Source organism: Aurantiacibacter suaedae, from assembly GCF_005434915.1.
GTDB lineage: Bacteria > Pseudomonadota > Alphaproteobacteria > Sphingomonadales > Sphingomonadaceae > Alteraurantiacibacter > Alteraurantiacibacter suaedae.
This window is the reverse complement of sequence record NZ_SKCG01000001.1, coordinates 1117398-1143528: the sequence shown is the minus strand read 5'-3', so window position 1 is coordinate 1143528 and position 26131 is coordinate 1117398. Positions and strand designations below refer to the sequence as shown.

General features: G+C 65.3%; 16 protein-coding genes. 12 read left to right on the top strand and 4 right to left on the bottom strand.

Annotation, left to right across the window (positions count from 1 at the left end):
- Position 1: 1 nt before the first annotated feature.
- From E0473_RS05395 to E0473_RS05380, 4 genes are read left to right on the top strand one after another with little or no spacing between them, the layout of a single operon-like run.
- Complete coding sequence (locus tag E0473_RS05395; protein WP_137679783.1) at positions 2 to 1732, top strand: ATP-binding cassette domain-containing protein; 1731 nt, start codon at positions 2 to 4, stop codon at positions 1730 to 1732.
- Positions 1729 to 2874: an ABC transporter permease gene (locus E0473_RS05390; RefSeq protein WP_137679782.1), complete on the top strand. Its 1146-nt coding sequence runs from the start codon at positions 1729 to 1731 to the stop codon at positions 2872 to 2874. Before E0473_RS05395 ends, E0473_RS05390 begins: the two co-directional genes overlap by 4 nt.
- Positions 2871 to 3968, top strand: a complete 1098-nt coding sequence (locus E0473_RS05385) for an ABC transporter permease (protein WP_137679781.1) — start codon at positions 2871 to 2873, stop codon at positions 3966 to 3968. The genes E0473_RS05390 and E0473_RS05385 overlap by 4 nt, the downstream gene beginning before the upstream one ends.
- 4 nt (positions 3969 to 3972) lie before the next feature.
- Positions 3973 to 5376: an efflux transporter outer membrane subunit gene (locus E0473_RS05380; protein WP_137679780.1), complete on the top strand. Its 1404-nt coding sequence runs from the start codon at positions 3973 to 3975 to the stop codon at positions 5374 to 5376.
- Here the strand turns inward: E0473_RS05380 and E0473_RS05375 are convergent.
- Positions 5373 to 6998, bottom strand: coding sequence for an inorganic phosphate transporter (locus E0473_RS05375; RefSeq protein ID WP_137679779.1), 1626 nt, complete (start codon positions 6996 to 6998; stop codon positions 5373 to 5375). The genes E0473_RS05380 and E0473_RS05375 overlap by 4 nt on opposite strands.
- 382 nt (positions 6999 to 7380) lie before the next feature.
- Between E0473_RS05375 and E0473_RS05370 the strand changes: the two genes are divergently transcribed.
- The 6 genes from E0473_RS05370 (at position 7381) to E0473_RS05345 (ending at position 20921) form a co-directional block, all read left to right on the top strand.
- Positions 7381 to 9711 (top strand): autotransporter assembly complex protein TamA, encoded by a 2331-nt coding sequence (locus tag E0473_RS05370; protein ID WP_137679778.1) that lies wholly within the window; start codon positions 7381 to 7383, stop codon positions 9709 to 9711.
- Positions 9711 to 13964 carry a translocation/assembly module TamB domain-containing protein gene (locus E0473_RS05365; RefSeq protein ID WP_137679777.1) on the top strand — a complete coding sequence of 1418 codons (4254 nt, stop codon included), beginning with the start codon at positions 9711 to 9713 and terminating at the stop codon, positions 13962 to 13964. Before E0473_RS05370 ends, E0473_RS05365 begins: the two co-directional genes overlap by 1 nt.
- Entirely contained in the window at positions 13964 to 14143 is a 180-nt protein-coding gene (locus tag E0473_RS05360) for a hypothetical protein (protein ID WP_137679776.1), read from the top strand. Before E0473_RS05365 ends, E0473_RS05360 begins: the two co-directional genes overlap by 1 nt.
- A gap of 81 nt (positions 14144 to 14224) precedes the next feature.
- Positions 14225 to 17569, top strand: a complete 3345-nt coding sequence (locus E0473_RS05355; protein ID WP_137679775.1) for a transglutaminase family protein — start codon at positions 14225 to 14227, stop codon at positions 17567 to 17569.
- On the top strand, positions 17569 to 20052 hold the full coding sequence (locus E0473_RS05350; RefSeq protein WP_137679774.1) for a circularly permuted type 2 ATP-grasp protein: 2484 nt from the start codon (positions 17569 to 17571) through the stop codon (positions 20050 to 20052). Before E0473_RS05355 ends, E0473_RS05350 begins: the two co-directional genes overlap by 1 nt.
- Positions 20049 to 20921, top strand: a complete 873-nt coding sequence (locus E0473_RS05345; protein WP_137679773.1) for a transglutaminase family protein — start codon at positions 20049 to 20051, stop codon at positions 20919 to 20921. The genes E0473_RS05350 and E0473_RS05345 overlap by 4 nt, the downstream gene beginning before the upstream one ends.
- A gap of 47 nt (positions 20922 to 20968) precedes the next feature.
- Here the strand turns inward: E0473_RS05345 and E0473_RS05340 are convergent, their stop codons facing one another.
- Positions 20969 to 21637, bottom strand: a complete 669-nt coding sequence (locus E0473_RS05340) for a glutathione S-transferase (protein ID WP_137679772.1) — start codon at positions 21635 to 21637, stop codon at positions 20969 to 20971.
- Positions 21606 to 22547: an oxygen-dependent tRNA uridine(34) hydroxylase TrhO gene (gene trhO, locus E0473_RS05335; protein WP_137679771.1), complete on the bottom strand. Its 942-nt coding sequence runs from the start codon at positions 22545 to 22547 to the stop codon at positions 21606 to 21608. Before trhO ends, E0473_RS05340 begins: the two co-directional genes overlap by 32 nt.
- Positions 22548 to 22688: 141 nt before the next feature.
- Here trhO and E0473_RS05330 point away from each other — a divergent pair, with 141 nt between their 5' ends.
- The gene (locus E0473_RS05330; RefSeq protein WP_161981518.1) at positions 22689 to 24278 is read left to right on the top strand and encodes a carotenoid oxygenase family protein; all 1590 of its coding nucleotides are present in this window, start codon (positions 22689 to 22691) and stop codon (positions 24276 to 24278) included.
- 35 nt (positions 24279 to 24313) lie between these two features.
- Positions 24314 to 24913, top strand: coding sequence for a nuclear transport factor 2 family protein (locus E0473_RS05325; protein WP_137679769.1), 600 nt, complete (start codon positions 24314 to 24316; stop codon positions 24911 to 24913).
- 104 nt (positions 24914 to 25017) lie between these two features.
- Here E0473_RS05325 and E0473_RS05320 read toward each other — a convergent pair whose 3' ends face one another.
- A complete protein-coding gene (locus tag E0473_RS05320; protein ID WP_137679768.1) occupies positions 25018 to 25959 on the bottom strand; it encodes an OmpA family protein in 942 nt (313 codons plus the stop codon).
- Positions 25960 to 26131 lie beyond the last annotated feature (172 nt).

The window sequence follows — 26131 nt, the reverse complement described above, 5'->3', positions numbered from 1 at the left end:
CATGGGCGACGCGGTCGCCATCGCCACAGGCGTGGTCAAGCGCTTCGAGGGGCTGGCCGCCCCCGCGCTCGACGGCGTCTCGATCACCATCCCCACCGGCGGCGTGACCGGGCTTGTCGGCCCCGATGGCGCAGGCAAGACGACGCTGATCCGTATTCTTGCCGGGCTGATGGCCGCTGACGAAGGCGACATCGAAGTGCTTGGACAGGCCCCGGGCGAGGATCTGGCCGACCTCGGCTACATGCCGCAGCGTTTCGGCCTTTATGAAGATCTGTCGGTCGAGCAGAACCTCAACCTTTATGCCGAGATGCGCGCGCTGCCCGATGACGAGCGCGAGAAGACCTTTGAGCGTTTGCTATCCTTCACTGATCTCGCGCGTTTCCGCGAACGGCTTGCGGGCCAGCTATCGGGCGGGATGAAGCAGAAGCTCGGCCTTGCCTGCGCCCTGGTGAAACGCCCGCGGCTGCTGCTGCTTGACGAGCCGGGCGTGGGGGTGGATCCGATCAGCCGCCGCGAGCTGTGGGCCATGGTGCAGGAGCTGACCGCCGATGAGGACTATGGCGGCATGGGGGTGCTGTGGTCGACTGCCTATCTCGACGAGGCCGAGAAGTGCGACCGCGTTTACCTCCTCAACGAAGGCAAGTTGCTGTTCGACGGCGATCCCTCCGAACTGACCGGCTCTGTTGCCGACCGCGTCGTGCGGCTGACCGGGTTCGAGCAGCGCCGCCGCCGCTTGCTCACCGAGATGCTCGACCGCGAGGGCGTGATCGACGGCACCATTCAGGGCCGCTCGGTGCGCCTCCTGCTTGATGAGCCTGACAGGCTGGCGGGCGAAAGCGGCTTCCAGCTCGAGCCTGCCACGCCGCGCTTCGAGGACGGCTTCATCGAGCGATTGGGCGGCGGCCCCAAGGGCACCAGCCAGCTTGCCGAAGCCTATCGCACCGTGGCCGGAGACGATGGAAAGGCGATTGTGGCCAAGGGGCTGACCAAGACTTTCGGCGATTTCACCGCCGCCAGCGATGTCAGCTTCGAAGTGCCCTATGGCACGATTTTCGGCCTGCTCGGCCCCAACGGTGCGGGCAAATCGACCACCTTCAAGATGCTGTGCGGTCTGCTCACGCCCACCGACGGAGAGGGTGCGGTGGCAGGGCACGATCTGCGCACCTCGGGTGGCAAGGCGCGCGCGGCGCTCGGCTATATGGCGCAGAAGTTCTCGCTTTATGGCGACCTTTCGGTCGCGCAGAATCTCGATTTCTTTGCCGGGGCCTATGGCCTCACTCGCAGCGGGGCGAAGGAGGCGATTGCCCGCGTGGTCGACGTGTTCGAACTCGGCGATGTGATGAAGACCAACGCCGGCACCCTGCCACTCGGTTTCAAGCAGCGCCTAGCGCTTGCCGCCGCCGTTATGCACGAGCCATCGGTGCTGTTCCTCGACGAGCCGACCAGCGGGGTCGATCCGGTAACAAGGCGCGAATTCTGGACCCATATCAACGGGCTGGTCGAAAAGGGTGTGGCGGTGCTCGTCACCACGCACTTCATGGAAGAGGCCGAATATTGCGACCAGATCACGTTGATTTACCGCTCGCAGCAGATCGCCAGCGGGACGCCCGACGATCTCAAACAGCAGGCCGCCGACATGGCGGAGCTGGACGATCCGACCATGGAAGACACCTTCATCGCCATGATCGAGGCGAGCGATGCGACCCGCGAAGCCGGTGAGGCAGCGGCATGAGCGGGCGGCGGCGCGAGTGGCATATCGATGGCCAGCGCCTGCGCGCCATGGTGGTGAAGGAAGGCGTGCAGATTGTGCGCGATCCTTCCACCATCCTGATTGCGATAGCGCTGCCGGTGCTGCTGCTGTTCCTGTTCGGCTATGCCATCAACCTCGATAACTCGCGCACCCGCATCGGCCTTGCGTTGCAGGACGATAGCGCGGCAGCCATGTCGCTCGCCTCGGCCTACCGGCACAGCCCTTATTTCGAAGTCGTTGAGGAACGTACGGCGGCTCCTTTGCGCGAAAAGTTGATCGCGGGCGATATACGCGGGATCGTAGTGATCCCGCAGGATTTCGGCAGCGGCGCAGCGCGCGGGCACAGGCCGCCGATCCAGATCATTGCCGATGGTTCGCAGCCCAACGCGGCCAATTTCACCACCGCCTATGCGCGGGGCGTGGCGCAGACCTGGGCCGCGCAGGAAGCAGGCGCGGCTGGCCTGCGCGCCCCGCCGCCGACCGACATGTCGCTGCGGTACTGGTACAACCCTTCGCTCGCCAGCCGCAATTTCCTCGTTCCCGGGGCCATCGCCATCGTGATGACGATGATCGGCACCCTGCTAACCAGCCTCGTGATCGCGCGCGAGTGGGAACGCGGCACGATGGAGGCGATGATGGCAACGCCGATGCGGATGAGCGAATTTCTCGCCAGCAAGATGGTGCCCTATTTCCTGCTCGCGCTGGCCTCGATGGCCTTGTGCACCGTGCTCGCCACCACGGTCTTCGGGGTGCCGCTGAGGGGTTCTCTGTTTGCCTTGCTCATTCTGACCATGGCCTACCTGATGCCCGCGCTGGGGCAGGGCCTGTTCATCTCGGCGGCGACGAAGAACCAGTTCGTGGCCAGCCAGGTTGCGCTGCTGAGCGGGTTTTTACCGACCTTCCTGCTTTCAGGTTTCCTGTTCGAGATCGCCTCGATGCCGAAATGGATTCAGGCGATCACCTATATTGTGCCCGCACGCTATTTCATTCCCGCGCTGCAAACGGTGTTTCTGGCCGGCGACATCTGGTCGCTGATCCTGCCCGCCATCGGATATTTGCTGGTGTTCGGGGCGATCTTCTTCCTGCTGTGCTTCCGCGCCAGCCGCCGGAGCCTCGACACATGAGCGCACTCAGAGCGATCACGATCAAGGAAATCTGGGCCCTGCTGCGCGATCCCAAGTCGCGCATCGTGCTGGTGATCCCGCCGCTGCTGCAACTGGTGATCTTCTCTTTCGCCTCCACGCTGGAGGTGAAGAACGTCGATGTCGGCGTGCTCGATCGTTCCACTGGCACGGCCAGTGTGGAGATCGTCAACCGGCTGGCGGGCAGCCGGAATATCGGCACGATCCAGCGGCTCCGCTCGCACGAAGATCTGGCCGAGGCGATCGACCGGCAGGAAGTGATCGCCGCGCTGGTGATAGAGCCCGACTTCGACCGCGCTTTTGCCAGCGGCAAACCGACGCAGGTGGGCGTCGTGCTTGACGGGCGGCGTTCGAACGCGGCGCAGATCGTGGGCGGCTACCTGCAGCAGATTGTTGCTGATGCGGGCGCGAGCGTGCGGGGAACCGAGCGCGCACCGCCGGTGGTGGTGGCGATCAACTGGTTCAACCCGAACCTCGATTATATCTGGTTCAACCTGCCGAGCCTGATCGTGGTGATCGTCTCTGTGGCGGGCCTGTCGATCACAGCGCAGACCGTGGCGCGCGAGCGTGAGCTGGGCACCTTCGATCAGCTGATGGTGAGCCCGCTGTCGGTGCGCGAGATCCTGATCGGCAAGATGGTGCCCCCGTTTCTCGTCGGCTTCCTCAACGCGACAGTTTATCTCGTGGTGGCGCAGGTGGTTTTCGGAGTGCCGTTCACCGGATCGGTGCTGCTGTTTTATCTCGGCCTCATCGCTTACCTGATGGCGCTGATCGGGGTGGGGATGTTCGTCTCGGCGCTGTCGATGACGCAGCAGCAGGCGTTTCTCGGCAGCTTCGTGGCGACAGTGCCCGTGATCCTGCTGTCGGGCTTTGCCAGCCCAATCGGCAACATGCCGCAGTGGTTGCAGATCATCACCTATGCCAACCCGGCGCGCTATTTCCTCGAGATTTCGCTCGGCCAGTTTCTGAAGGCGCAACCGGCTGCGGTGGTGCTGGGAGAGCTGTGGCCGCTTGTCCTGATTGCCGCCGTCACGCTGGCCGCTGCGGCCTGGCTGTTCCGCGCCCGGATGGAGTAACCCCATGACCCGCTTGCATCCCCTTATCGCCCTCGCTCTGCTTGGCGGCTGCACCACCGTCGGCCCGGACTATGTCGCGCCCGAGACCGCCGTTGCCGGGCAATGGAACGAGCCCGCCGATCCCGGTGCGATCGATCCGGCATGGTGGCAGCAGTTCGGCGATCCGCAGCTCACCGCCCTGATCGAGCGTGCGCTGGCAGGTTCGCCCACCGTGGCCGAAGCCGAGGCGCGGCTGGCCGAGGCACGCGCCAATCGCGATGCGGTGCTTGGCGGGCGGTTGCCGCAAGCTCAGGCAAGCGGCTCTGCCACCGAAAACCGACTCAGCGAGAACGGCCAGCTTCCGGTGAGCAACATTCCGGGGTTCGATCCTGAATTCAGTCTGTTCGACCTCGGCTTCGACGCCAGCTGGGAGATCGACTTCTGGGGCCGCCGCACCCGCGAGGCCCAAGGTGCCGGGGCGCGGGTCGAGGCTGCCGAGGCGCGCCTGGGCGATGCGCTGGTAATGTTGAGCGCCGAGATCGCGCGCAGCTATATGGACTTACGGCTGGCGCAGGCACAGGGCGCTGAGGCCGTAGCGGCGGCGCAGGCGGCTCGTGACCTCGCCGGGCTGGCGCAGCAACGCTATCGCGCGGGCGAAGACAGCCAGCTTACCGCCGAACAGGCGCAGGCCCGTGCCGCCAGCGCCAGCGAAGCCGTGGGGCGGCTGCGTGCGCAGGAGGCGGCCAGCGCCTATCGGCTGGCAACGCTGGTGGGCGTGATGCCCGAGGAAATCGTGCCCGAACTGCGCGTCGCCGCGCCGCAGCCGGAGGCACCCGAAACGATCCTCGTCGGCCTGCGATCAGACCTGTTGCGCCGCCGCCCCGACGTGCGCGCCGCCGAACGTGATCTTGCCGCTGCTACTGCCGACATCGGCGTCGCCACGGCAGACCTGTTTCCGCGCTTTTCGCTGATGGGCGGGCTGGGGATGCAGGCGCGCTCAGCCGATGATCTGGTCGACACCGATTCGCTGCGCTTCAGCATCGGCCCGAGCTTTTCCTGGCCGATCTTCTCGGGCGGCCGCATCCGCGCGCAGATCCGCGCCGCCGATGCCCGCGCCGAGGCGGCAGCGGCGCGCTACGATCAGGCGGTGATCACAGCGCTGGCCGATAGCGAGGCGGCCATCAACCGTTACCTAGAAGCGCAGCGTACCGAACAGGCGAGCGCAGCAGCGCTGGCGGCGCAGCAGCGCGCCTTTGCGCTGTCGCAAGCGCGGTTCGATAGCGGCGAGGACAACCGTCTGGTGCTCGAAAGCGCGCGGCTCGATCTGATCGCCAACGAACGCGCGCTTGCCAGCGCCAGGGCCGAAGCCGCGCAGGCCGCCGTGGCCCTGTTCAAGGCGCTGGGCGGGGCATGGCAGGCTCCGCGTTAGAACACCGCGTCGAGCACCACGAACACCAATGCCGAAAGCGCGCCAGCAGCGGGCAGGGTGATCACCCAGGCCGCGGCAATCGGCTTCATCAGCGACCAGTTGGTCTGGCGGTTGACGATCCCGATGCCGAGCACCGCGCCAATCAGGATGTGTGTGCTCGATACGGGCAGGCCGAAAGTCGAGGCCAGCATCACCACTGCTGCGGCCGCCAGCTCGGCGGTGAAGCCCGAGGCCGGGTGCATCCTGGTGAGGTTGTGGCCGACCGTCGCGATCACTTCCTTGCCGATGAACCACAGGCCCACCACCAGCGCGATGCCAAAGGCGATCATGGCCGGGGCAGGCACCGCCGCGGACGAGCCGATTTCCCCGTTGCGCAGCACATCGAGAATGGCGGCAAAGGGGCCGATGGCATTGGCGATGTCGTTCGCGCCGTGACTGAAGGCAAAGCCCGAGGCTGTGAACACCTGCAACCAGCTGAAGATCAGAAAGGTCGACCGGTCGAGCGAAGTGCCGCGCAGCGTGCGCGCGAAGATGAAGGTGGCCATCCACACCGCCGCCGCGATCATGCCCATGATCAGGTAGGTGTTGAGCGTGGAGAGCCCAAGCTCCATGTTCTTCAGCCCCTTGAACAGGAGCATGGCGGAGATGATCGTTGCGCCGCCGGCGGCCACCAGCGGCACCCACTGCTGCAAGGCCCGGTGCGCAGAAAGCGAGGCCTTGCGCTGGCGCAGCTCGTGCAGGCGGCGGTAGTAATCGGTTTCTAGGTCTTCAGCGGTGAAGCCCTCTTCGTCGAGCGCTTCGGAATCGCGCACCAGCATGTGCGTGTAAGACATCTTCTGGATGTCGCTCATCCGCTCAAACGCGGTCTTGTGCTCCTCGCGCAGCTGGCGCCGTTCCTTGTGAATCCGGCGCAGCTGTTCGAGCATCCGCTCGTTATAGCGCAGGATGTGCCGCTTGATCAGCGTGAACAGACCAAACGACACCAGCCCGCCAAGCACGGGTGAGAGCACCCACGACATGGCGATGGTGCCGATCTTGTCCCACTGCACCAGCGACAGCGCGGCATCGCCGCCGCTGAGCATGATGCCGAGCGCAATCGAGCTGCCGACGATGCCGCCTACGATGGAGTGCGTGGTGGAGACCGGCCAGCCCCTTCTGCTGGCGAACAGCAGCCACAGAGCCGCCGCCAGCAGCGCCGCCATCATGATGAATACGAAATGCATCGGGTCGACATCGACTCCGCCGAGGTCGACAATGCCGCTGCGGATCGTGTCGGTTACCTGTCCGCCCGCGATCACCGCGCCGCTGACCTCGAAGATCGCCGCCACAGCCAGCGCCTGCTTGATCGTCAGCGTCCCCGCACCCACCGAGGTGCCGAAGGAATTGGCAACATCGTTGCCGCCGATGTTGAAGGCCATGAACAGGCCGAACACAGTCGCCAGCCCGAACACGGCGACCTGCGTATGGTTGGTATAGTCGAGGCCCCAGACCATGAAAGCAGCAGAGGCCAGCACGAACAACGCCGCAAAGCCCATGTCGAATGTGGAGAAGCCCTTGCGCGGTTTATCCTCGGACAGGGGATAGATGCCACCGGCTCCGGAAGTCTGCGTGATCTGGTTCATATTCGGCCGTGGCTCTCGCTCTGCGGTTGATCGTCAAGCTCTGCCGGGCAACGCCAATATACGCACAATTCCCAAGGCGCGACCCATGGTCGGGCGCCCCTTAGCCGTGTTGACGGGGGTTTCCAGCAGTTTTTCCCCGCAGGGCAGATATGACGCGAATGCGACATCCATTTGACTATCGCCAAACCAGACTTGGCCGCACGCGAACGAGTGCGTCGGCAGCGGGTGGCGGTTCCGGCAGGCCAGCGCGCCCAAAGTGCGACTGGACGCATTTTTTCGAGAACTATTATCCCTTTTGCTCGTTAACCCCGCTACGTCCCTTTTGACCGAAGGGCCCGGACGATCGCCGGGTCTTGTTCCGGCTGGCAAGATAGAAGACTGGATGAACTGCGTCCCCCAATCCCGACCATCGCATGGCGCACGACGCAAATCCCTTGTTCTGCTGGCACCGCTGCTCGCGGCACCGTTCTGGCTGACGGGCGCGCCTGCGCTTGCGCAGGATGCCGAGGGCGATTCGCAGGATCAGCCGCTCGAACTGCCCGCGCCGCCAGCCGATGCCGATCTGCCTGAGGTGGAAACCATCATCTCGGATGAAGAATTTGCCGAAGAGGTGCCGTCGCTCGACGAGGCGGACGACGAGGCGCTCTATGAAGAGCTCGAATCGATCGACGAATTCGAACGGCGTATCGCGGCGCAAGACGGTGAAGCCGAGCCGGGCGACGAGGCTCCGCTGGGCGATCCATCGCTGGCCGATGGCGACACCACCGAAGAAATCGAAGATGCTCCCGTGCGCGATGCCGAACTGGCCGCGCCATTGCAGCCGATCGACACTCTGTTGTCCGAACCGTTCGAATATGCCGAGGCCGAGGCCCCGCCGGTGCAGAGCGAACTGCACTACCGCGTAGCGCTCTCTGGTGTGGAAGAGGCGCAGGCGGCGAGCGAGACTGACCTTGTAAATCTTTTCGATGACCTTTCCGCGCTCAAGGATGGTGACGGTGAGGCAGCCAACATCGCCCAGCTGCGCGCGCGCATGGACGAGGATGCCGAGCTGGTGCGCCGTATCCTCGCCTCCGAGGGCTGGTACAGCGCCGATGTACGCGGTCAGATTACGGGTGAAGGGGAAGGGGACGAGCAGCAGACCTTCGTTGCCACCATCGACGCGGTGCCGGGGCCGCGCTATGTCTTCAGCGACATCGTGATCGATGCGCCGGAAACGCGGCCGGAAGGGTTGATCAAGCGCGAATTGTCGCTTGATATCGGCGATCCGATCGTCGCGGCAGAAGTGCTCGCGGGGGAAGCCAAGGTTCTGGTCGGCTTGCCCGAATGGGGCTATCCCTTTGCCGAACTGGGGCAGCGCGACCTGCTGCTCGATCAGGAAAGCGGCGAGGGCGTCTACACCTTGCCCGTCGATCCCGGTCCGCTGTCGGTGTTTGGCGGGATCGAAACCAGCGGCGACCTGGTGTTCGATGAGGAGCATGTCGAACTGCTTGCCCGGTTCAAGCGCGGCGAGCTTTACGATAACCGTCTGGTTGAGGACTTGCGTCAGGCGCTGGTAGCCACCAGCCTTTTCTCCACCGTCACCGTCTCGCCGCAACGCAGCGGCGAGCCTGCGCCCGATGGCGCGGAATATGCCACCTTGCTGGTCGAACAGAATGCCGGTCCGCCGCGCACCATCGCGGGCAGCGCGGGATATGGCACCGGGCAGGGGTTCCGCGTGGAAGGCAGCTGGACTCACCGCAACCTGTTCCCACCCGAAGGCGCACTGATCGCCAGCGGTGTGCTGGGCACGCAGGAGCAGGGGGCAAGCGCCACCTTCCGCCGCTCCAACGCCGGGCGGCGTGATCGCACCTTCACGCTCACCGCTCAGGCGCGCCACACCGATTACGATGCCTACGAAGCCTATACCGGACGGCTCGGCGTACTGTGGAGCTACAGTTCGACCTCGATCTGGCAGAAGCCGTTTACCTATGCCTATGGCGGGCAGGTGCTGATCTCCAACGAGCAGGACTTCGATCTGGCAACCGAGCAGCGGGTGCGGCGCACGTTTTACGTCGGCGGGCTGACCGGGCAGTTCGGTATCGATCGCAGCGATGATCTGCTCAACCCCACCAAGGGTTTCCGCACCACTTTGCTGGTCGAGCCGGAAGGCTCGCTCGAAGGGGGCTTTTCGCCCTATGTCCGCGCGCAGCTTGACGGGTCGGCCTATTTCCCCGCCACCAGTTCGATCGTGTTGGCGGGCCGCGTCCGGTTCGGCACGATCCAGGGAGCCAGCCGCTATGACCTTGCTCCATCGCGGCGCTTCTATGCCGGCGGCGGCGGTTCGGTGCGCGGGTTCGGCTATCAGGATCTGGGGCCGACCGTGATGGAGCCCAACCCCGACTATCCCGCGCCCGAGGATATCGAGCCGGGCACCGACCCTGAAGACTTGCCCGATGAGTTCATCCCCCGCAACATCGGCGGGCGCAGCCTGTTCGAAGCCGCTGCCGAAGTGCGCTATCGCTTCGGCAACTTCGGCGTCGCCGCCTTTGTCGATGCCGGGCAGGCGTGGGAGGAAACCTCGCCGCAGTTTACCGATATTCGCTACGGCGTCGGCGTGGGCGGGCGTTACTATACCAACTTCGGCCCGCTGCGACTGGATGTCGCCATGCCGATCGACCGGCGCACGGGCGAATCGAGCTTCGCGGTCTATGTCTCGATCGGGCAGGCATTCTGATGGCGGACGAGGCGGATATCCCTGAGGTCGAGAACGAAACCGAAGTCGCCGAAAGGCGCGGTACGCCTGGGTGGCACAAGGCGGCGCGCTGGGGCGCGGTGGTGCTGGGCGTTATCGTGCTGCTGGTGGCCGCAGTGCTTATCGGGCTCGATACCAAGGCCGGACGGCAGTTCGTGGCCGAGCAGGTCGCAGGCCTCTCGTTCGAGAACGGCATGGAGATCGGCATCGGTGAGATCGATGGTTCGATCTATGGCAATATGGTGATCCGCGATCTGGAAATCCGCGATCCGCAGGGCGTGTTCCTTAGCTCGCCCGAAGTGTCGGTCGGCTGGCGGCCCTTTGCCTTCATCAACAATCATGTCGATGTGCGCGTACTGTCGAGCCCGCTGATCACGCTCGAACGCTTGCCCGAGTTTGCCGAAACGCCGCCCAGCGATGCACCGCTGCTGCCCGATCTCGATATCGACATCGGCGCGCTCAGGGTTGATCGGCTGGTGGTCGAGGCCCCGGTCAGCGGCGAACGGCGCGTAGCGCAGCTCAGCGGCGAGGCGCACATCGCCGATGGCCGCGCGCAGGTTACGCTCAATGGCGAAACGCTCGCGGTCGAAGGCGGTGCGGCGGGTGACAAGCTGGCGCTGGTGCTGGATGCGGTGCCCGAGGAAAACCGGCTCGAACTCGCGCTCGATGTCGATGCCCCGAGCGGCGGCATGATCGCAGCGCTGGTCGGGCTCGACGAGGGGCTTGCGCTCACAGCCAAGGGCGCGGGCAACTGGGATCAGTGGGACGGCCAGCTTACCGCCGACCGTACCGATGGCCCCGTGGCCCGGCTCGATGTAAGCGCGCGCGACGGCCTCGTGCGCGTGCGCGGGCCGGCCCGGCTTGCCTGGCTGTTCGATGGGGCGACCGCGCAATTGCTCTCGCCCCAGCTGAACCTCGATCTGGCTGCGCAGCTTGGCGAACGCAACGCCGATGTCGAGGCGACCGTGGCGAGCGATGCCTTCCGCCTCAACGCGCAAGGCCTGGTCAATCTCGCCGACAACAGCTTCGACGGGCTGGGTCTCGATTTCGTGCTGACCCGCCCCTCCGCCCTTGCCGAGAATCTCTCGGGCCGCGGGGTGCGGGCCGAACTTACGCTCGACGGTCCGTTTGCCACGCCGCAGGTCGCCTACAAGCTGGCGGCAGATCGGCTTGTGCTTGATGACATGGGTCTGGTCGGTCTTGCCGCGCAAGGCGAGGCGACCGTCAACTCCGAACAGATCATGATCCCGGTTCAGGCGCGCGCAATCCGCGTCACCGGGCTCGATACGGTGGCCGGCGGCACGCTCGAAGACGTGCGGCTTGCAGGCGATCTCGCCATCTCCGGGCCGCGTATTCTGTCGGACAATATGCGCCTGCGCTCGGACCGGATCGATGCCGGGCTGATCATCGTCGCCGACATGTCGACCGGACTTTACACCGGCGCCATCGACGGGCGGATCGACAACTATCGCATCGAAAGCGTGGGCCTGTTCGATATCCGCGCCGATACCGACCTCGAAACCGAGGCCGGCGGCGGCTTCGCCATGACAGGGCGCGTTAACCTGCGCTCTACTCAGCTGTTCAACGAAGGCGTGCGCAGCTTCCTTGGCGGCAACGTCACCGCCGCCAGCGACGTGCGCTATGGCGCCGATGGCGTGGTGCGCCTTTCCCGCCTGAGCCTGCGCTCGCCCGATGTACGGATCAGTGGCGGCTCTGGCAGCTGGGCTCCCGATGGACGCATCTCGCTCGATGCGAAGGGCACCACCACGGCCTATGGCGATGTCGGCGTGAAGGTGACCGGCACCATCGCCGATCCCGATGCCGAGATCACGGCGAGCAACCCGGGCCTTGGCATTGGCCTCGCAAACCTGCGCGCGGGCGTAACCGGTGCGCCGGGCGGCTATCACCTCGATGCCACGGGTGACACCGACTATGGCCCGCTGCGCGCCGATGTCACGCTCAAGATGGGCAACCAGCTGGCGATCGAGGTCAACGATTCCGACTTGGGCGGCATCGGCTTCTCCGGCGCCATCGCGCAGAGCCGTGAGGGGCCGTTCATTGGCCGGCTCAATGCCGAGGGCAGGGGGCTCACCGGCATCGTCCGCCTCGACAGCGCCCAAGGTGTGCAGGAGGCGCTGTTTAACCTGCGCGCGCGAAACTCGGTGCTTGATGGTCCGGCGCAGCTTGCCATCGGTTCGGCGAAGATCGACGGGCGCGTGGTGCTGCACGATCAGCCGCACGTGGTCGCCGCGTTCGACCTGACGCGCACCAGTTTCGGCTCGTTCGACATCAATGCCGCCAAGGGCGAGATCGACTATCGCGGCGGCAGCGGCAGCGCCAAGGTGCTGGCCGAAGGCACCAGCGGGGTGCCGTTCCGTGTGGGCATGAATGCGCAGATGACGCCCGAGCTGTGGCGCGCAGCGATCAAGGGCCGCGCTCGCGGCGTGGATTTCGCCACGGCCAGCCCCGCGCGAATCGTGCCTGCTAACGCCGAAAACGGCGGCGAATACAAGCTGCTGCCCACGCAGATCGACTTCGGCAACGGCTCGGTGCGTCTGGCGGGCAGCTATGGCGACGGGATGAAGCTGCAAACCCGGCTCGACCGGCTCGACCTGGCGCTGTTCAACGCCTTCGCCCCCGATCTGGGTGTGGCGGGCAGCGCTACCGGCTCGCTCGACTTCTCGCAAAGCTCGCCCGGTGCCTTCCCCGATGCCGATGCGCGGCTTACGGTCAACGGCTTCAGCCGCTCGACGGCGGCCACGGTCAGCCAGCCCGTCAACATCAATTTCGTCGGCAAGCTCGAACCCGATGGCGGTGAGGCACGTGCGGTCATCCGTCGCCGGGGCAGCGTGATCGGGCGCATGGTCGCTTCTCTGCGGCCGCTTCCCCCGGGCAGCGGCAGCTGGATGACGCGCCTGCTCAATGCCCCGCTCGGCGGCGGTGTGCGCTACGATGGACCGGCCGACACGCTGTTCTCGTTCGCGGGACAGACCAATCAGACGCTCACCGGCGGTATCGGCCTTGCGGTCGATTTTGCGGGCAAGGTGGATCAGCCCGAAATGTCGGGTGTGATCCGCGCCAATTCGCTGGCTTACGAGAACCAGACCTATGGCACCCGGCTCACCGACATGGCCGTGTCGGCGCGCTTCAATGGCGAGCGGGTCGAGCTGGAGAGGCTGGAGGCGAACGCGGGCGATGGCACGCTCGATGCAACGGGCTACCTGAGCCTCGCTTCGCAGTCGGGCTATCCGATGGATGTCGCGGTGAACCTGCGCAATGCGCAGCTGGCGTCGAGCGGAAACATCGCCACTTCGGCGACCGGCAACCTCAAGCTGACCAAGGCTGCCGGGCAGACGGCGCTCGTTTCAGGGCAACTGACGCTGCCCGAGACGCGCTACAAGATCGTGCGCCAGTCCGCCGCCGAGGTGCCTGCGCTGTCGGGCGTGCGCTTCACGCCGCCGCGCGGGCCGCAGCGCGTGACCGGTGACGAACCCGCCGAACGCGGGCCGAGCCTGTTCAGCCTGATCCGGCTCGATGTCGAACTCGACGCGCCGCGCCGGCTCTATGTGTCGGGTATGGGGCTCGAATCCGAATGGGGTGCCGATCTGCGGCTTACGGGCACCAGCACCGCGCCGCGCCTTTCCGGCAATGTCGAGCTGCAACGCGGGACGCTGGGCTTTGCCGGGCGATCTTTCGAGCTGCAACGCGGCAATATCGCGTTCACCGGGGGAAGCGAAATCAACCCCACGCTGGAAATCCAGGCCACCGAAACCATCGAGGGCGTGGCGGTGAACGTCAACATCGCGGGCCGGGCCTTCGATCCGCAAATCACCTTCACCTCGGTGCCCAGCCTGCCGCAGGACGAGGTGCTGGCGCGCGTGCTGTTCGGCAGCTCGATCAGCAACCTTTCGGCGCTGGAGGCGGTGCAGCTGGCGGCCTCGCTCAACTCGCTGCGCGGCAGCGGTGGCGGGCTCAACCCGCTCGGCACCTTGCGTTCGGCAACGGGAATCGACCGCTTGCGCGTGCTCGGTGCGGATGACACCACCGGGCGCGGCACAGCGCTTGCCGCCGGCCAATATCTGACCGACGATATCTATATCGAGTTCATCACCGACGCAAAGGGCTTCACCGCCACCCAGCTCGAAGTGGCGCTGACCCGAACGCTTTCGGTGCTGAGCCAAGCCGGCGGTTCGGGCGGGACCAACGTGAACCTGCAATACAGCCGTGACTACTGATGCGCGCCGTGATCATCCTGATGGTGGTGCTGCTCTCCGCCTGCGAGAACGAACCCACCTTCGAGGAACGCTATTCGGAGGCAGAGCAGACCATTTCAGAGCGGGCGCAGGCTATCGAATCCGATTTGGACGACCCGGCCAAGCCCGCTCCAAGTGCGACGGCAAGTGAGGCCCGTTAGACCTGATGTAGCCGGCAACAGGCACGGACTGTGCCCAGATGCATATTGCATTGCAACACCAAGGGGCGTCTAGTTAAAGCCATGATCCGCGCTGCCCTGAACCACCTCACCCATTACCGCTACGCTAGGCCGATCCGGCTTGGCCCACAGGTAATCCGGCTGCGCCCTGCGCCGCACACGCGCACCTCGGTTCCCAACTATGCGCTGACGATCAAGCCCGAGGGGCACTTCATCAACTGGCAGCAAGACCCGCACGGCAACTGGCAGGCGCGCGTGGTCTTTCCCGAACCGGTCAGCGAGTTCTCGATAGAGGTCGACCTGATCGCCGACATGAGCGTGATCAACCCGTTCGATTTCTTTGTCGAGGAATATGCCGAGAACTATCCCTTCGCTTACGACGACAAGCTGAAGACCGACCTCGCCGCCTATTTCGACTGCGAACCGCAAGGCCCGCTGTTCGAGGAAATGGTTGCTGCCAACAAAGATCACCAAGGCGGCACCATCGACTTCCTCGTTGCGCTCAACCAGCAGGTCGAGCAACGAGTGAACTATGTGATCCGCATGGAGGCGGGCACGCAGGAACCCGAGCAGACGCTGGAGGTGGGCAGCGGCTCGTGCCGTGACAGCGCGTGGCTGCTGGTGCAGTTGCTGCGGCGGCTTGGGTTCGCGGCGCGGTTCGTGTCGGGCTATTCGATCCAGCTTGTCGCCGATGTCGAGCCGGTCGAGGGGCCGAAGGGCGTCTCGCAGGATGTGGTCGACCTCCACGCCTGGGCCGAAGCCTATATCCCCGGCGCGGGCTGGGTGGCGATGGACGCGACCTCGGGCATGTTTGCAGGCGAGGGGCACATTCCGCTTTGCGCGACGCCGCACTATCGCTCCGCCGCGCCGATCGAGGGGCTGGCCGAGCCGACCGAGGTCGATTTCGATTTCCGGATGCGGGTCGACCGGGTGGCCGAGGCGGTGCGGATCACCAAGCCCTTTACCGACGACCGCTGGACCGCCTTGCTCAATCTGGGTGCGAAGGTGGACGAGGATCTGAACGCGCAGGACGTGCGCCTCACTCAAGGCGGCGAGCCGACTTTCGTCGCCGAAGACGGCGGCGAGGAGCCCGAATGGAACGGCGAGGCGGTCGGCCCGACCAAGGCGGGTTATGCCGACAAGCTTATCCGCAAGCTCGGCGCGGCCTTTGCGCCCGGCGCTTTGCTGCATCACGGGCAGGGCAAGTGGTATCCGGGCGAGAGCCTGCCCCGGTGGGGCTATTCTCTCTATTGGCGCAAGGACGGGGTGCCGCTGTGGAACAACCCCGCGCTGATCGCGCGCGATCCCGAGGAGGGCAGGCAAGATGCGGTCGGCCCTGAGCAGGCCGAGCAGTTCCTCAATGCGACCGCCGAGAATTTCGGCGTCGGCGAGGGCTATGTCCACCCGGTCTATGAAGACCCGGAGAAGTGGATCGAGCGCGAGGGTGACCTGCCCGTCAATGTGACCGCGCTCGACCCGAAGATCGAGGATCCGGAAGAACGCCAGCGCATCGTCCAGACCTTCAGCCGCGGGCTGACCAAGCCGATCGGGTATGTGCTCCCGATCCAGCGCTGGCAGGCCAAGCAAGAAAAGGAGCCGGGCCGCTGGAAGAGCGAACAATGGCGCTTGCGGCGCGGGGCTCTGTTCGCGGTGCCAGGCGATTCGTCGCTTGGCTATCGCCTGCCGCTGGGATCGCTGCCGCACGTTCCGGAATCGGGCTATCCCTATATCCACCCGCGCGTCGAAACCGATGCGCAGGCCCCGCTCGCCGACTTTCGCGAGCAGCGTGCCGCGCGCGGTGCCGACCAGCGCGAGGCCGAGCAACGCCACGAACGTGTCGAACAGGCCGGGGGCAACCGGCAGGAGCGGGTCGAGCAGGAGATCGTCGAAGGCGCGGTGCGCACCGCGCTGACGGTGGAGCCGCGCGGCAGCTATCTCTCGGTGTTCATCCCGCCGCTGGAGGCGATGGAGGATTTCCTCGAAATGGTCGCCGAGATCGAGGCGACCGCCGAGGAAATGGGTTTGCCGGTGCGGATCGAGGGCTACCCCCCGCCGCCCGATCCGCGCATCAGCGTGCTCAAGGTCACGCCCGATCCCGGTGTGATCGAGGTGAATGTCCACCCCACCGCCAGTTTCGATGAACTGGTCGATGTCACCACCCGGCTTTATGACGCGGCGCGCGAATGCAAGCTGACGGCCGACAAGTTCATGGTCGACGGGCGCTCGGTCGGCACCGGCGGCGGCAACCATATGGTGCTGGGCGGGGCGAGCTTTACCGACAGCGCCTTTATCCGGCGGCCCGATCTGCTCAAGAGCTTTGTGCTGTATTGGCAGCGCCACCCTTCGCTGAGCTATCTGTTTTCTGGTCTGTTCATCGGCCCCACCAGCCAGGCCCCGCGCATCGACGAGGCACGGCATGACAGCCTTTACGAGCTGGAGATCGCGCTGGCGCAGGTGCCGCCGCCGGGGGTGCCGCCCAAATTCCCCTGGGTGGTGGACCTGCTGTTCCGCAACATGCTGGTCGATGTGACGGGCAACACCCACCGCACCGAGATCTGCATCGATAAGCTCTATTCGCCCGATGGCCCGACCGGCAGGCTGGGTCTGGTCGAATTCCGCGGGTTCGAGATGCCGCCGGATGCGAAGATGAGCGTTGCCGCGCAACTGCTGCTGCGTGCGCTCACCGCGTGGTTCTGGCGCGAGCCGCAGGAGGGTGACCTCGTGCGCTGGGGCACGAGCCTGCACGACAAGTTCCTGCTCCCGCACTACTGCTGGCAGGATTTTCTCGGCGTGCTCGATGACCTCAGGCAGGCAGGTTACGACTTCGATCCCGACTGGTTCGAGGCGCAGAACCAGTTTCGCTTTCCGGTCCACGGCACGGTCCATGCGGGCGGGGTGGAGCTGGAAATCAGCCACGCGCTCGAACCGTGGAACGTGCTCGGCGAGACCGGCGCGATTGGCGGCACGGTGCGCTATGTCGACAGCTCGACCGAACGGCTGCAGGTGAAGGCGCGCGGGCTCACGCCGGGTCGCCACGTGATCGCCTGCAACGGGCGGCGCGTGCCCATGCAGCCCACCGGCACGCCGGGCGAGGCGGTGGCCGGGGTGCGCTACAAGGCCTGGGCTCCGGCGACTTGCCTGCATCCGCTGCTTGAAGCCGATGCGCCGCTGACCTTCGACGTTTACGATACGTGGAACGGGCGCTCGTTGGGCGGCTGCATTTATCATGTCGCCCATCCGGGCGGCCGCAACTACGACGATGTGCCGATCAACGACTTCGAGGCCGAGGCGCGCCGCCGCGCACGGTTTCAGGAGCATGGCCACACGCCGGGCCAGATGGATGCGCCGCGTTCGGAGAACCACGGAGAGTTTCCGCTCACGCTCGATTTGCGGCGGCCTGCCAGATAATGGCGAGCACCGGCCAATCTGTCGCGCCTTTTGCTGCCGATCCGCTGGCCGGTTACGCGGGGGGCGATCCCTCGGGCGATGTTTTTTCGTCCGCTGCTCCAGATCTGGCAGACTGCTGGAAGCAGTTTGTCGCCGGGCTCTCGCGGCAGGGCGGGGGCGGGCTGGCAGGCTTGCAGCCCTATCTCGATCGTCACGTAGGCGACCTTGGCCTCGCCTTCCGGGTGGCTGGCGACAAAGGCGAACGGCCATGGCCGCTCAACCCCTTGCCGATCTTCATCAGCGCGGGCGAATGGGCGGGGATCGAACGCGGGCTGATCCAGCGGGCCGATCTGCTCGAAACGGTGATCGCCGATATCTACGGGCCGCAGCGGCTGGTGGCCGACGGACATCTGCCCGCCGCCGTGATTTCCGGCAGCGATGACTTCGCCCGCCGCATGACAGGGGTGCAGCCACCGGGCGGGCACTACCTGCATGTGCTGGGGATCGATCTTGCACGCGGGCCGCAGGGCGAATGGCGTGTGCTGGCCGACCGGGCGCGGTTGCCGCACGGCATCGGCTATGCGCTCGAAAACCGGCTTGCGATTGCCCGCGTCACCGGCGGCTTGCTGGCCTCGCTCGGCACCCGCCGCCAGACCGCCTTCTTCGAGGCGTTGCGGCAGGGGCTGGCGGCGAGCTGCTATCGCTCCGATCCGCGCATCGCCTTGCTAACGCCGGGGCGGTTCAACCAGTTCTACCCCGAGCAGGCGCTGTTGGCGCGCCACTTGGGTGTCTCGCTGGTCGAGGGGCGCGATCTTACGGTGCGCGACGAGAAGCTGTTTGTGCGCACCATCGCCGGCCTCAAGCGGGTCGACGGGCTGTGGCGCTGGATCACCACGCGCGATATCGACCCGCTCAATTTCGATGCCCGTTCGCAGATCGGCGTGCCCGGTCTCGTCAATGCCGCTGCCGATGGACTGGCGCTGGCCAACTGGCCGGGCGTGGGTGTGGTCGAAAGCCGCGCCATGCCGGCCTTCCTGCCGCAACTTGCGCAGGTGCTGCTGGGGGAACCGCTGGCGCTGCCGAATGCCGCGACCTGGTGGCTGGGCGGCGAGCAGGAGCGGCGCCACGTGCTCGATAACTTCGACGAGCTCATGATCGCACCCGCCTTCCGCAAGCTGCTGCCCGGCCTTCCCGAAGGACAGGCGCGCGAGGGCGGCAGCCTCGCAGCCGACGATCGCGCGGCGGTGTTGAGCGCGATTGAGGCCCGGCCGCTCGATTTCTCGGCGCAGGAGGTGGTGCGCTATTCCACCGCTCCGGCGGTGATTGGAGGCCGGATCGAGCCGCGCGCCTTCACCATGCGCGCCTTCCTCGCCCGCGATGGACAGGGGAACTGGACGGTGCTGCCGGGCGGCTTTGCCCGTATCTCGCAAACCGATCACCAGCGTAGCTCGCTGATGGGGCTGGGCGACATCGCCACCGACCTGTGCGTGGTCGATCCGGCCACGCGGCACGAGGTAACGACCACCCCCGGCATGGCCGCGCCCGCGTTGCGCCGCGATCAGGGACTGCTGCCCAGTCAGGCGGCGGACAACCTGTTCTGGCTGGGCCGCTATTGCGAGCGCGCGCATCAGGTCAGCCGGATCGTGCGCAATCTGGTCGAGCAGATCGCCATTGCCGGGGGCGGGGTCGATGCCGCCTCGGCCATCACCCGGCTCGCGAACCTGCTGCGCGACCTTGGCGCGGTTCCGCCCGAGAGCCGTGGTTGGCAACCCTCGCAGCTGGCAGGCGCAGCGCTGGGCTCGACCGCCATGCCCGGCTCGGCGCACAGCGCGCTGGATGCGGTGCGCGAGCTCGCGCTGCTGCTGCGCGACCGCCTCAGCCGCGATGCCTGGCGCATCATCCAGCGGCCGATGCCCGCTGTGGCCGAAGGCGATATCGAAGCGATTTCCGGCGTTTGCGACCGCTTGATCGAACGGTTTTCGGCGCTTACCGGCCTGATGTCGGATACGCTGGTGCGCGGACCGGCGGTGCAGTTCCTCGATGTGGGGCGCAGTCTCGAGAGGTGCTCGATCATGGCGCAGGCCGCGCGCGCGCTGGCGCTCGGCGGGGCCAGCCATGAAGACCTTTCGGCGCTGGTCGATCTGGTCGACGGGCAAAACGTCTACCGCAGCCGTTACCTCGTGCTCCCATCGCGTGCGCCCGTGCTTGACATGGTGCTGCTCGATCCGGCGCAGCCGCGCTCCATGGCGCATCAGATGCTGCGCCTGATCGACCGGCTGGGCGCCCTGCCAAGCTTGCGCGATGACGGCATGATCGAAGAGCCCCTGCGCATCGCGCGCGGTATGAACGCCCGGCTCGAAGGGCTGGGCGCTGGCCGTATCGACAGGGCCATCGTTGAGGGGCTGCTACGCGACCTGTTTGCCTTGTCGGATGCCATCGGCAACCGCTACTTCCTCCAGGATCACGGCCCACAATCCAAGATCACGGCGAGCCTGCTGGGATGATCTACGAGGTCAGCCACCGCACCACGATCAGCTATGGTGTGCCGGTATCGCAGGCCCGCTTCAACATTCGGCTGCGGCCCTATGGCTGGCCCGGCCAGTCGATCATCGCGCAGAGGCTGCAATTCGGCCCGCAACCCGACGAATGGCTGGATGAGGTCGGGCCCTACTGCGTCAACCGCAGCGTGATCGCATTTACGGGCAGGCTTTCTGAATTGAGCATCGAGAGCCGCTTCACCGTGGACGTTGCCGCGCATTCGGCTGTGGGCGAGGGCTCTATGCTGAGGCAGGTGCGGCAGGAGGCGCTCGACCGGCGCGATCTTTCGGTGCTGTCGCCCGCGCCTTATCTGTTCGCCTCGCGCATTGCCGATGCCAACTCAGCCATCGGCGGGTGGGCTGGCAGCCTGCTTGCGGCGGATCAGCCCATCGTGGAGGCGGCAAGTTCGGTGATGGGGGCGATCCACCGCGACTTCGCCTATCGTCCCGGCACGACCTCCAGCGCGACGGCGCCCGCCGAAGCCTTCGAGCGGCGCGAGGGAGTGTGTCAGGATTTTGCCCATGTGATGATCGTTGCCTTGCGCAGCCAGGGCATTCCGGCGGCCTATGTCAGCGGCTATTTGCGCACGGAACCGCCGCCGGGCCAGCCGCGGCTGGTGGGTGCCGATGCGATGCACGCCTGGGTGGCTGTATGGTGCGGGGCAGAGCTGGGCTGGATGGGGTTCGATCCGACCAACAATTGCCTCGCGCAAGGCGACCATATCCTGATCGCGATGGGGCGCGACTATGCCGATGTCTCGCCGATTGACGGTACCTTCGTGGGTTCAGCTCCGCAGAACATGGCGACGGCGGTGGATGTGATCCCGCAGGATTAGCGGCAGTCCTTCGAGACGGGCGCTCAGCCTTCGGCTTCGTGCCTTCCTCAGGACGAACGGGTCTCCGGGAAGAGGGTGACGGGATCGCCCTCGGCCCAAGGGTCATGCTTCACCATAGCGCGCGCGAACAGCTCGCTTTCCTTATGTTCGGCGAGCCAGGCCTGCACGTGGGGCAAGTCCTGCGCGGCGAACCAGTCGCGGTCGGTGTGGGCGAACTGGCGCACGAAGGGGAATGTGGCGGCATCGACCATGCCCATCGCCTCTCCGCCAAGCTGCGGCTGGCGCGTGAGGCGGTCTTCATGGGCTTGCAGCAGCGCAAGGCCTGCCGCCCGGTGTTCCTCCGGATCGCTGTCATGCCGGTTGGGATATTTGTAGCGGTCGAGCGCGTGCTTGAACGGGCCGTCGTTAGCGGCAATTAGCGGGTCGTCTGCGCTCGCCAGCCAGCCTTGCGGGTCCGCGCGGCCCAGCGCCCAGACCATGATGTCGCGGCTCTCCTCGATTACCTTGCCATCCGCAGTGACCACCACCGGCACCGTCGCCTTGGGCGAGGCTTCGCGCAGCGCGTCGGGCTTGGCCGAGAGTTTGACCTCGCGCAGCACGCAGGTGGTGCCGCTGACTAGCAGCGCCAGCCTTGCGCGCATGGCATAGGGGCAGCGGCGAAAGCTGTAGAGGGTGGGCAGCGCCTCAGACGTCACGTCGCACCCCGATATGCGCATCGCCCCGTTCGGCGGCGAGCTGCTCCTGCCGGTGCCGTTCGCGCAGCCCCGCGCGCTGTTCATCGGTGCGGCTGGCGTGGCAATGCGGGCAGCTTACCCCTGCTTCGTAACGCGGAGACGCCAGCTCCTCCTCGCCCAGCGGCAGGCGGCACGAGTGGCACAGCGCATAGGTGCCCTGTTCAAGGCCGTGGCGCAGGCTCACCCGCTGGTCGAACACGAAGCATTCGCCCTGCCAAAGGCTTTCGGCCTCGGGCACATGTTCGAGATATTTGAGAATGCCGCCCTTGAGATGATAGACCTCGTCGATCCCCTCGGCCTTGAGGAAGGCGGTGGATTTCTCGCAGCGAATGCCACCGGTGCAGAACATCGCCACCCGCTTCTTTCCGCCCGATAGCAATTGCGCCTGCCGCGTGCGCCACCAGTCGGGAAACTCGGTAAACGAGGCGGTCGCGGGGTCGATCGCTCCGGCAAAGGTGCCGATGGCCACCTCGTAGTCATTGCGGGTGTCGATCACCACGGTTTCGGGATCGCTGATGAGCGCGTTCCAGTCCTCCGGCTCGACATAGTGGCCGACCTTTTCGAGCGGGTCGATATCAGGTTCGCCCATGGTGACGATCTCGCGCTTCAGCCGTACCTTCATGCGGAAGAACGGCATTTTGGGCGCGCGCGACAGCTTCACGTCGGTCTCGGCGCAGCCGGGCAGGGCGCGGATGTGGGCGAGCACTTCGGCAATGCCTTCGTCGCTGCCAGCGATGGTGCCGTTGATCCCTTCGGCTGCGAGTAGCAGCGTGCCCTTGATCCCCTGCGCCTCGCACAGCGCCAGCAGCGGCTCGCGCAGCGCCGTGTGGTCGGCAAAGCGGGTGAAGTTGTAAAGCGCGGCGACGCAGATCGGCAGGTCGGGTTCGGACATGCTGCGCCCGTTATCACGCGCGGCGAGGGCGCTCAATCGGGTGACACGTTCGATACGACGATGCGCTTTGCGACACGCTGGCGCATTGACATGGGCGCAATCGTTGTGGTTCGTAACGATTGTGAGGGAGAGAGGGGCAAGATGACTGAGGATACCAAGGGTGCGCCTCGGCAGGCAGGGCTTGGCCGGCGTGATTTTCTGGGCGCGGGCGTGCTTGGCACTGGCGCTGCGTTAACCGGGCTCGGGGCGAGCGCTGCTTCCGCGCAAGGCACGGGGAGGGCCGCCCCGCAGGTCGATTTCCCGGACGAGCGCGGCACCTTCGGCGGCGGCGGCGCGGCGGCGGGCGCGGTCAACCGCACTGAGATGGACTTGCGCGATTGCGAGGTGGAGGGGGACTGGCCGGCCGATCTCGACGGCGTGTTCTACCGCGTCGGCCCAGATCCGCAGTATCCCAAGCCCGAAGAGCACAAGTTCGACATTCCCTTCGACGGCGAAGGGCACGTCTCGATGTTCCGCATCAAGGGCGGCCATGTCGATTACCGCACCCGCTATGCGAAGAACGCGCGCTACAACGCGCAGGCCGAGGCGCGTCGGTCGCTATTCGGGATGTATCGCAACCCCACCACTGACGACCCCAGCGTCAAGGGCTTGAACCGGGGCACGGCCAACACTCAGCTGTTCCTGCATCACGGCAGGCTGCTGGTGTTCAAGGAAGACAGTCCGCCGGTCTATATGGACCCGCTGACGCTCGAAACGCTCGATCCGGAATATACTTTCGGAGGAAAGCTCGAAAGCCAGACCCACACCGCGCACCCGAAGATCGACCCGCTGACCGGCGAATATATCGGTTTCGGTTATGAGGCGACTGGGTTCCTCTCGAAAGACGTCAACGTGTTCAGCGCCGACAAGACCGGCGACATCACCTGGTCGGTGACGGTCGAGGCGCCTTATGCCGGGATGATGCACGATTTCTGCGTCACGCAGGATTATGTCGTGCTCTATCTCGTCAATATGGTGGCCGATGAAGAGCGCATCCGTGCAGGCGGGGTCCACTTCTCTTACGACAGTGCCAAGCCATGCTATTTCGGGGTGCTGCGTCGGGGCGACGATGGGCGTGACATCAGGTGGTTCACGGGGCCCAGCTATTTCTGCACCCACGTGATGGGCGGCTGGAACGAGGGCACGAAGATCACCGTCGATATGGACGGGGGTGAAGGCAACCAGTTCCCGTTCTTCCCTTCGCTGCACGAGCCGTTTGATCCGGTAAAGGCGCGAGGCTTCCTGCGCCGCTTCACCGTCGACATGGCCGAGCGCGATAACGACCGATACGACGCGGTGACGATCTTCCCCGAGGTTTCGGGAATACTCGCTCGGCAGGACGACCGCTTTCACACGCTGCCATATCGCTATGGCTTCATGCAGGTGATGGGGCCGAATGGCGGATGGGCGGTGATCGATCATGCGACGCAGACCAGCAAGGTGCTTTCGGTTCCCGGCTACCGCCTGTCGGAGATGTGCTTCGTACCGCGTTACAAGGATGCGGCTGAGGGCGACGGCTATCTGATCGGGGTGGGGTCGAGCATGGACGAGGGCGGGCGGTCCGACCTGATCCTGTTCGATCTGGCCGATACCGCGAACGGCCCTCGCGCCAGGGTGCGGATGCCTTACCAGTGTGTGGGGCAGGTCCATGGTTTCTGGGCGGACGCCAGCGACATTCCGGGCGCAGCCTGACGCGCCGCAAGGGTCCGACAATCGGAGAAAGACCAATGCCTGTGAAGACCTTGCTTGCCAGTGCCGCGCTGGTCCTGGCAGCCGCCCCCGTCCTTGCGCAAGAGCAGCCGACCTACAGCGCCAGCTATGCCAACGACCGCGCCGAGATCGAAGACCTGACGGCGCGCTATCTGTTTGCGATCGATTACCATGACTGGGACGCCTACGTTGCCACCTTCGCTGAAGATGGCGAGCTGGAGTTTGCCGTTGGCGTCACCAAAGGACGCGAGGCAATCCGCGCAACCGTGACCGATTTCGCCGCCGGTATCGGGAAGTACTACCACACCGAGGATGGGCGGCCGGCCAAGCTCCGCCATGTCGTGTTGCAAAACGCAATTCGGGTGGAAGGCGACCGCGCCTGGGGGCGCATACTTTGGGTCGAAATGGCCAACGACGGTCCGGGAGACAGCATGAAGATGGGCACCTATGGTCTGTACGAAGATGATTATCGCAAGATCGACGGGCGATGGCTGATCCAGCGTCGCAACGTGCTCAACGAGTTTATCGACAGCCGCAACTCCGGCCCGGAGAATCCGGTGGCGGAGATGGATGCGGCGGCAGATGCCTATGCGGAGAGCGTGGCCGCGCTTCCATGATTGGCGCGGTAAAGGTTTCAAATATAAAAGAAAGGCCCGACGCGAGCGCCGGGCCTTCCATTTTGCCCGCCCTTCGAGGGGCTAGGCGGGCTTAGAAGCAAAACTTAGCGATAAGCAACTTCCTGACCGTCATCGACGGCCTTGCTGACGAGCACATTCACTGCCACGCGGCGGTTCTGCGCCTTGCCCGTGGGGGTAGTGTTGTCCGCTGCCGGATCGGCTTCGGCCATGCCGGTGGGGGTCAGCATCCGGTAGGGCGCCCAGCCACAGGCCTGCTGGAGGTAGTTCACCACACCGCCGGCGCGGCGCTCGCTCAAAGTCTGGTTAAATTCCTGGCTGCCATCGGTATCGGTGTAGCCGACAACCAGCAGCAAAGCGTTGTCGATCTGCTCGGCCTGCGAGGCGGTGGCGCACAGCTCATTCTGCGCTGCCGGGGTCAGGCGCCACTTGCCGCTGTCGAAATAGACGTTGGCGGTGTGACGGATGTTGTACTGATCGATGTTGGCGACCCGGCTGCGCAGGCCTTCGATCTGCTCGTCATGTTCGGCGAGCGCCTGACCGTGCATCGCGAACTGACGCTGCGTGCCGCCGCGGATCATCTCTGCGGTCTCGTAGTCGGAGGTCTTGTACTTGATGCGGCTTGCGATCAGGCCACCGGCATAATTCACGGTTTCGATGGTGACGGGCAGCCCCGGCAACAGATCGGAGCTGGCCAGTTCGGTCCGACCGAGGCCAAGGAAGCCGCCACTACCGGTTACCTCGGTAGCTTCGCTCAAAGATACTTCCGCCTCGGTGCTGTCGTTGGCGTTGACGATGAGACGGTTGGCAGTGCGAGCTGCGAGAATGCCCTCAATCTCGGGGCCGGCTTCGAGGCCGGAAAGGTCGCTGGGGATCTGACCATAAACGTTGATTTCGGTGTCGGCCGCAGCGGTAGGCTGTTCCTGACCAGAGACCGGCAATTCCTGAGCCGATGCCGTTGCGCCAAGCGGGGCAGCAATCATGGCGCTCGCGAGAAGAATACCGGCAGTCTTTGAAGTCATCCTCATCTTTGCACTCCTTAAATTTATCCTATCCATGTTCCCACGGATACAAAAAGCCAAATAGCCACACGCCAGTCGTGACTAAACAAGTAAATTTCGTGTCGTCAGTTAAGACAAACTCGCTCTTGCTGAGCACGAGATAAACGGGCTGCCGAGAGGACTGTTCCTAGGCACCTGT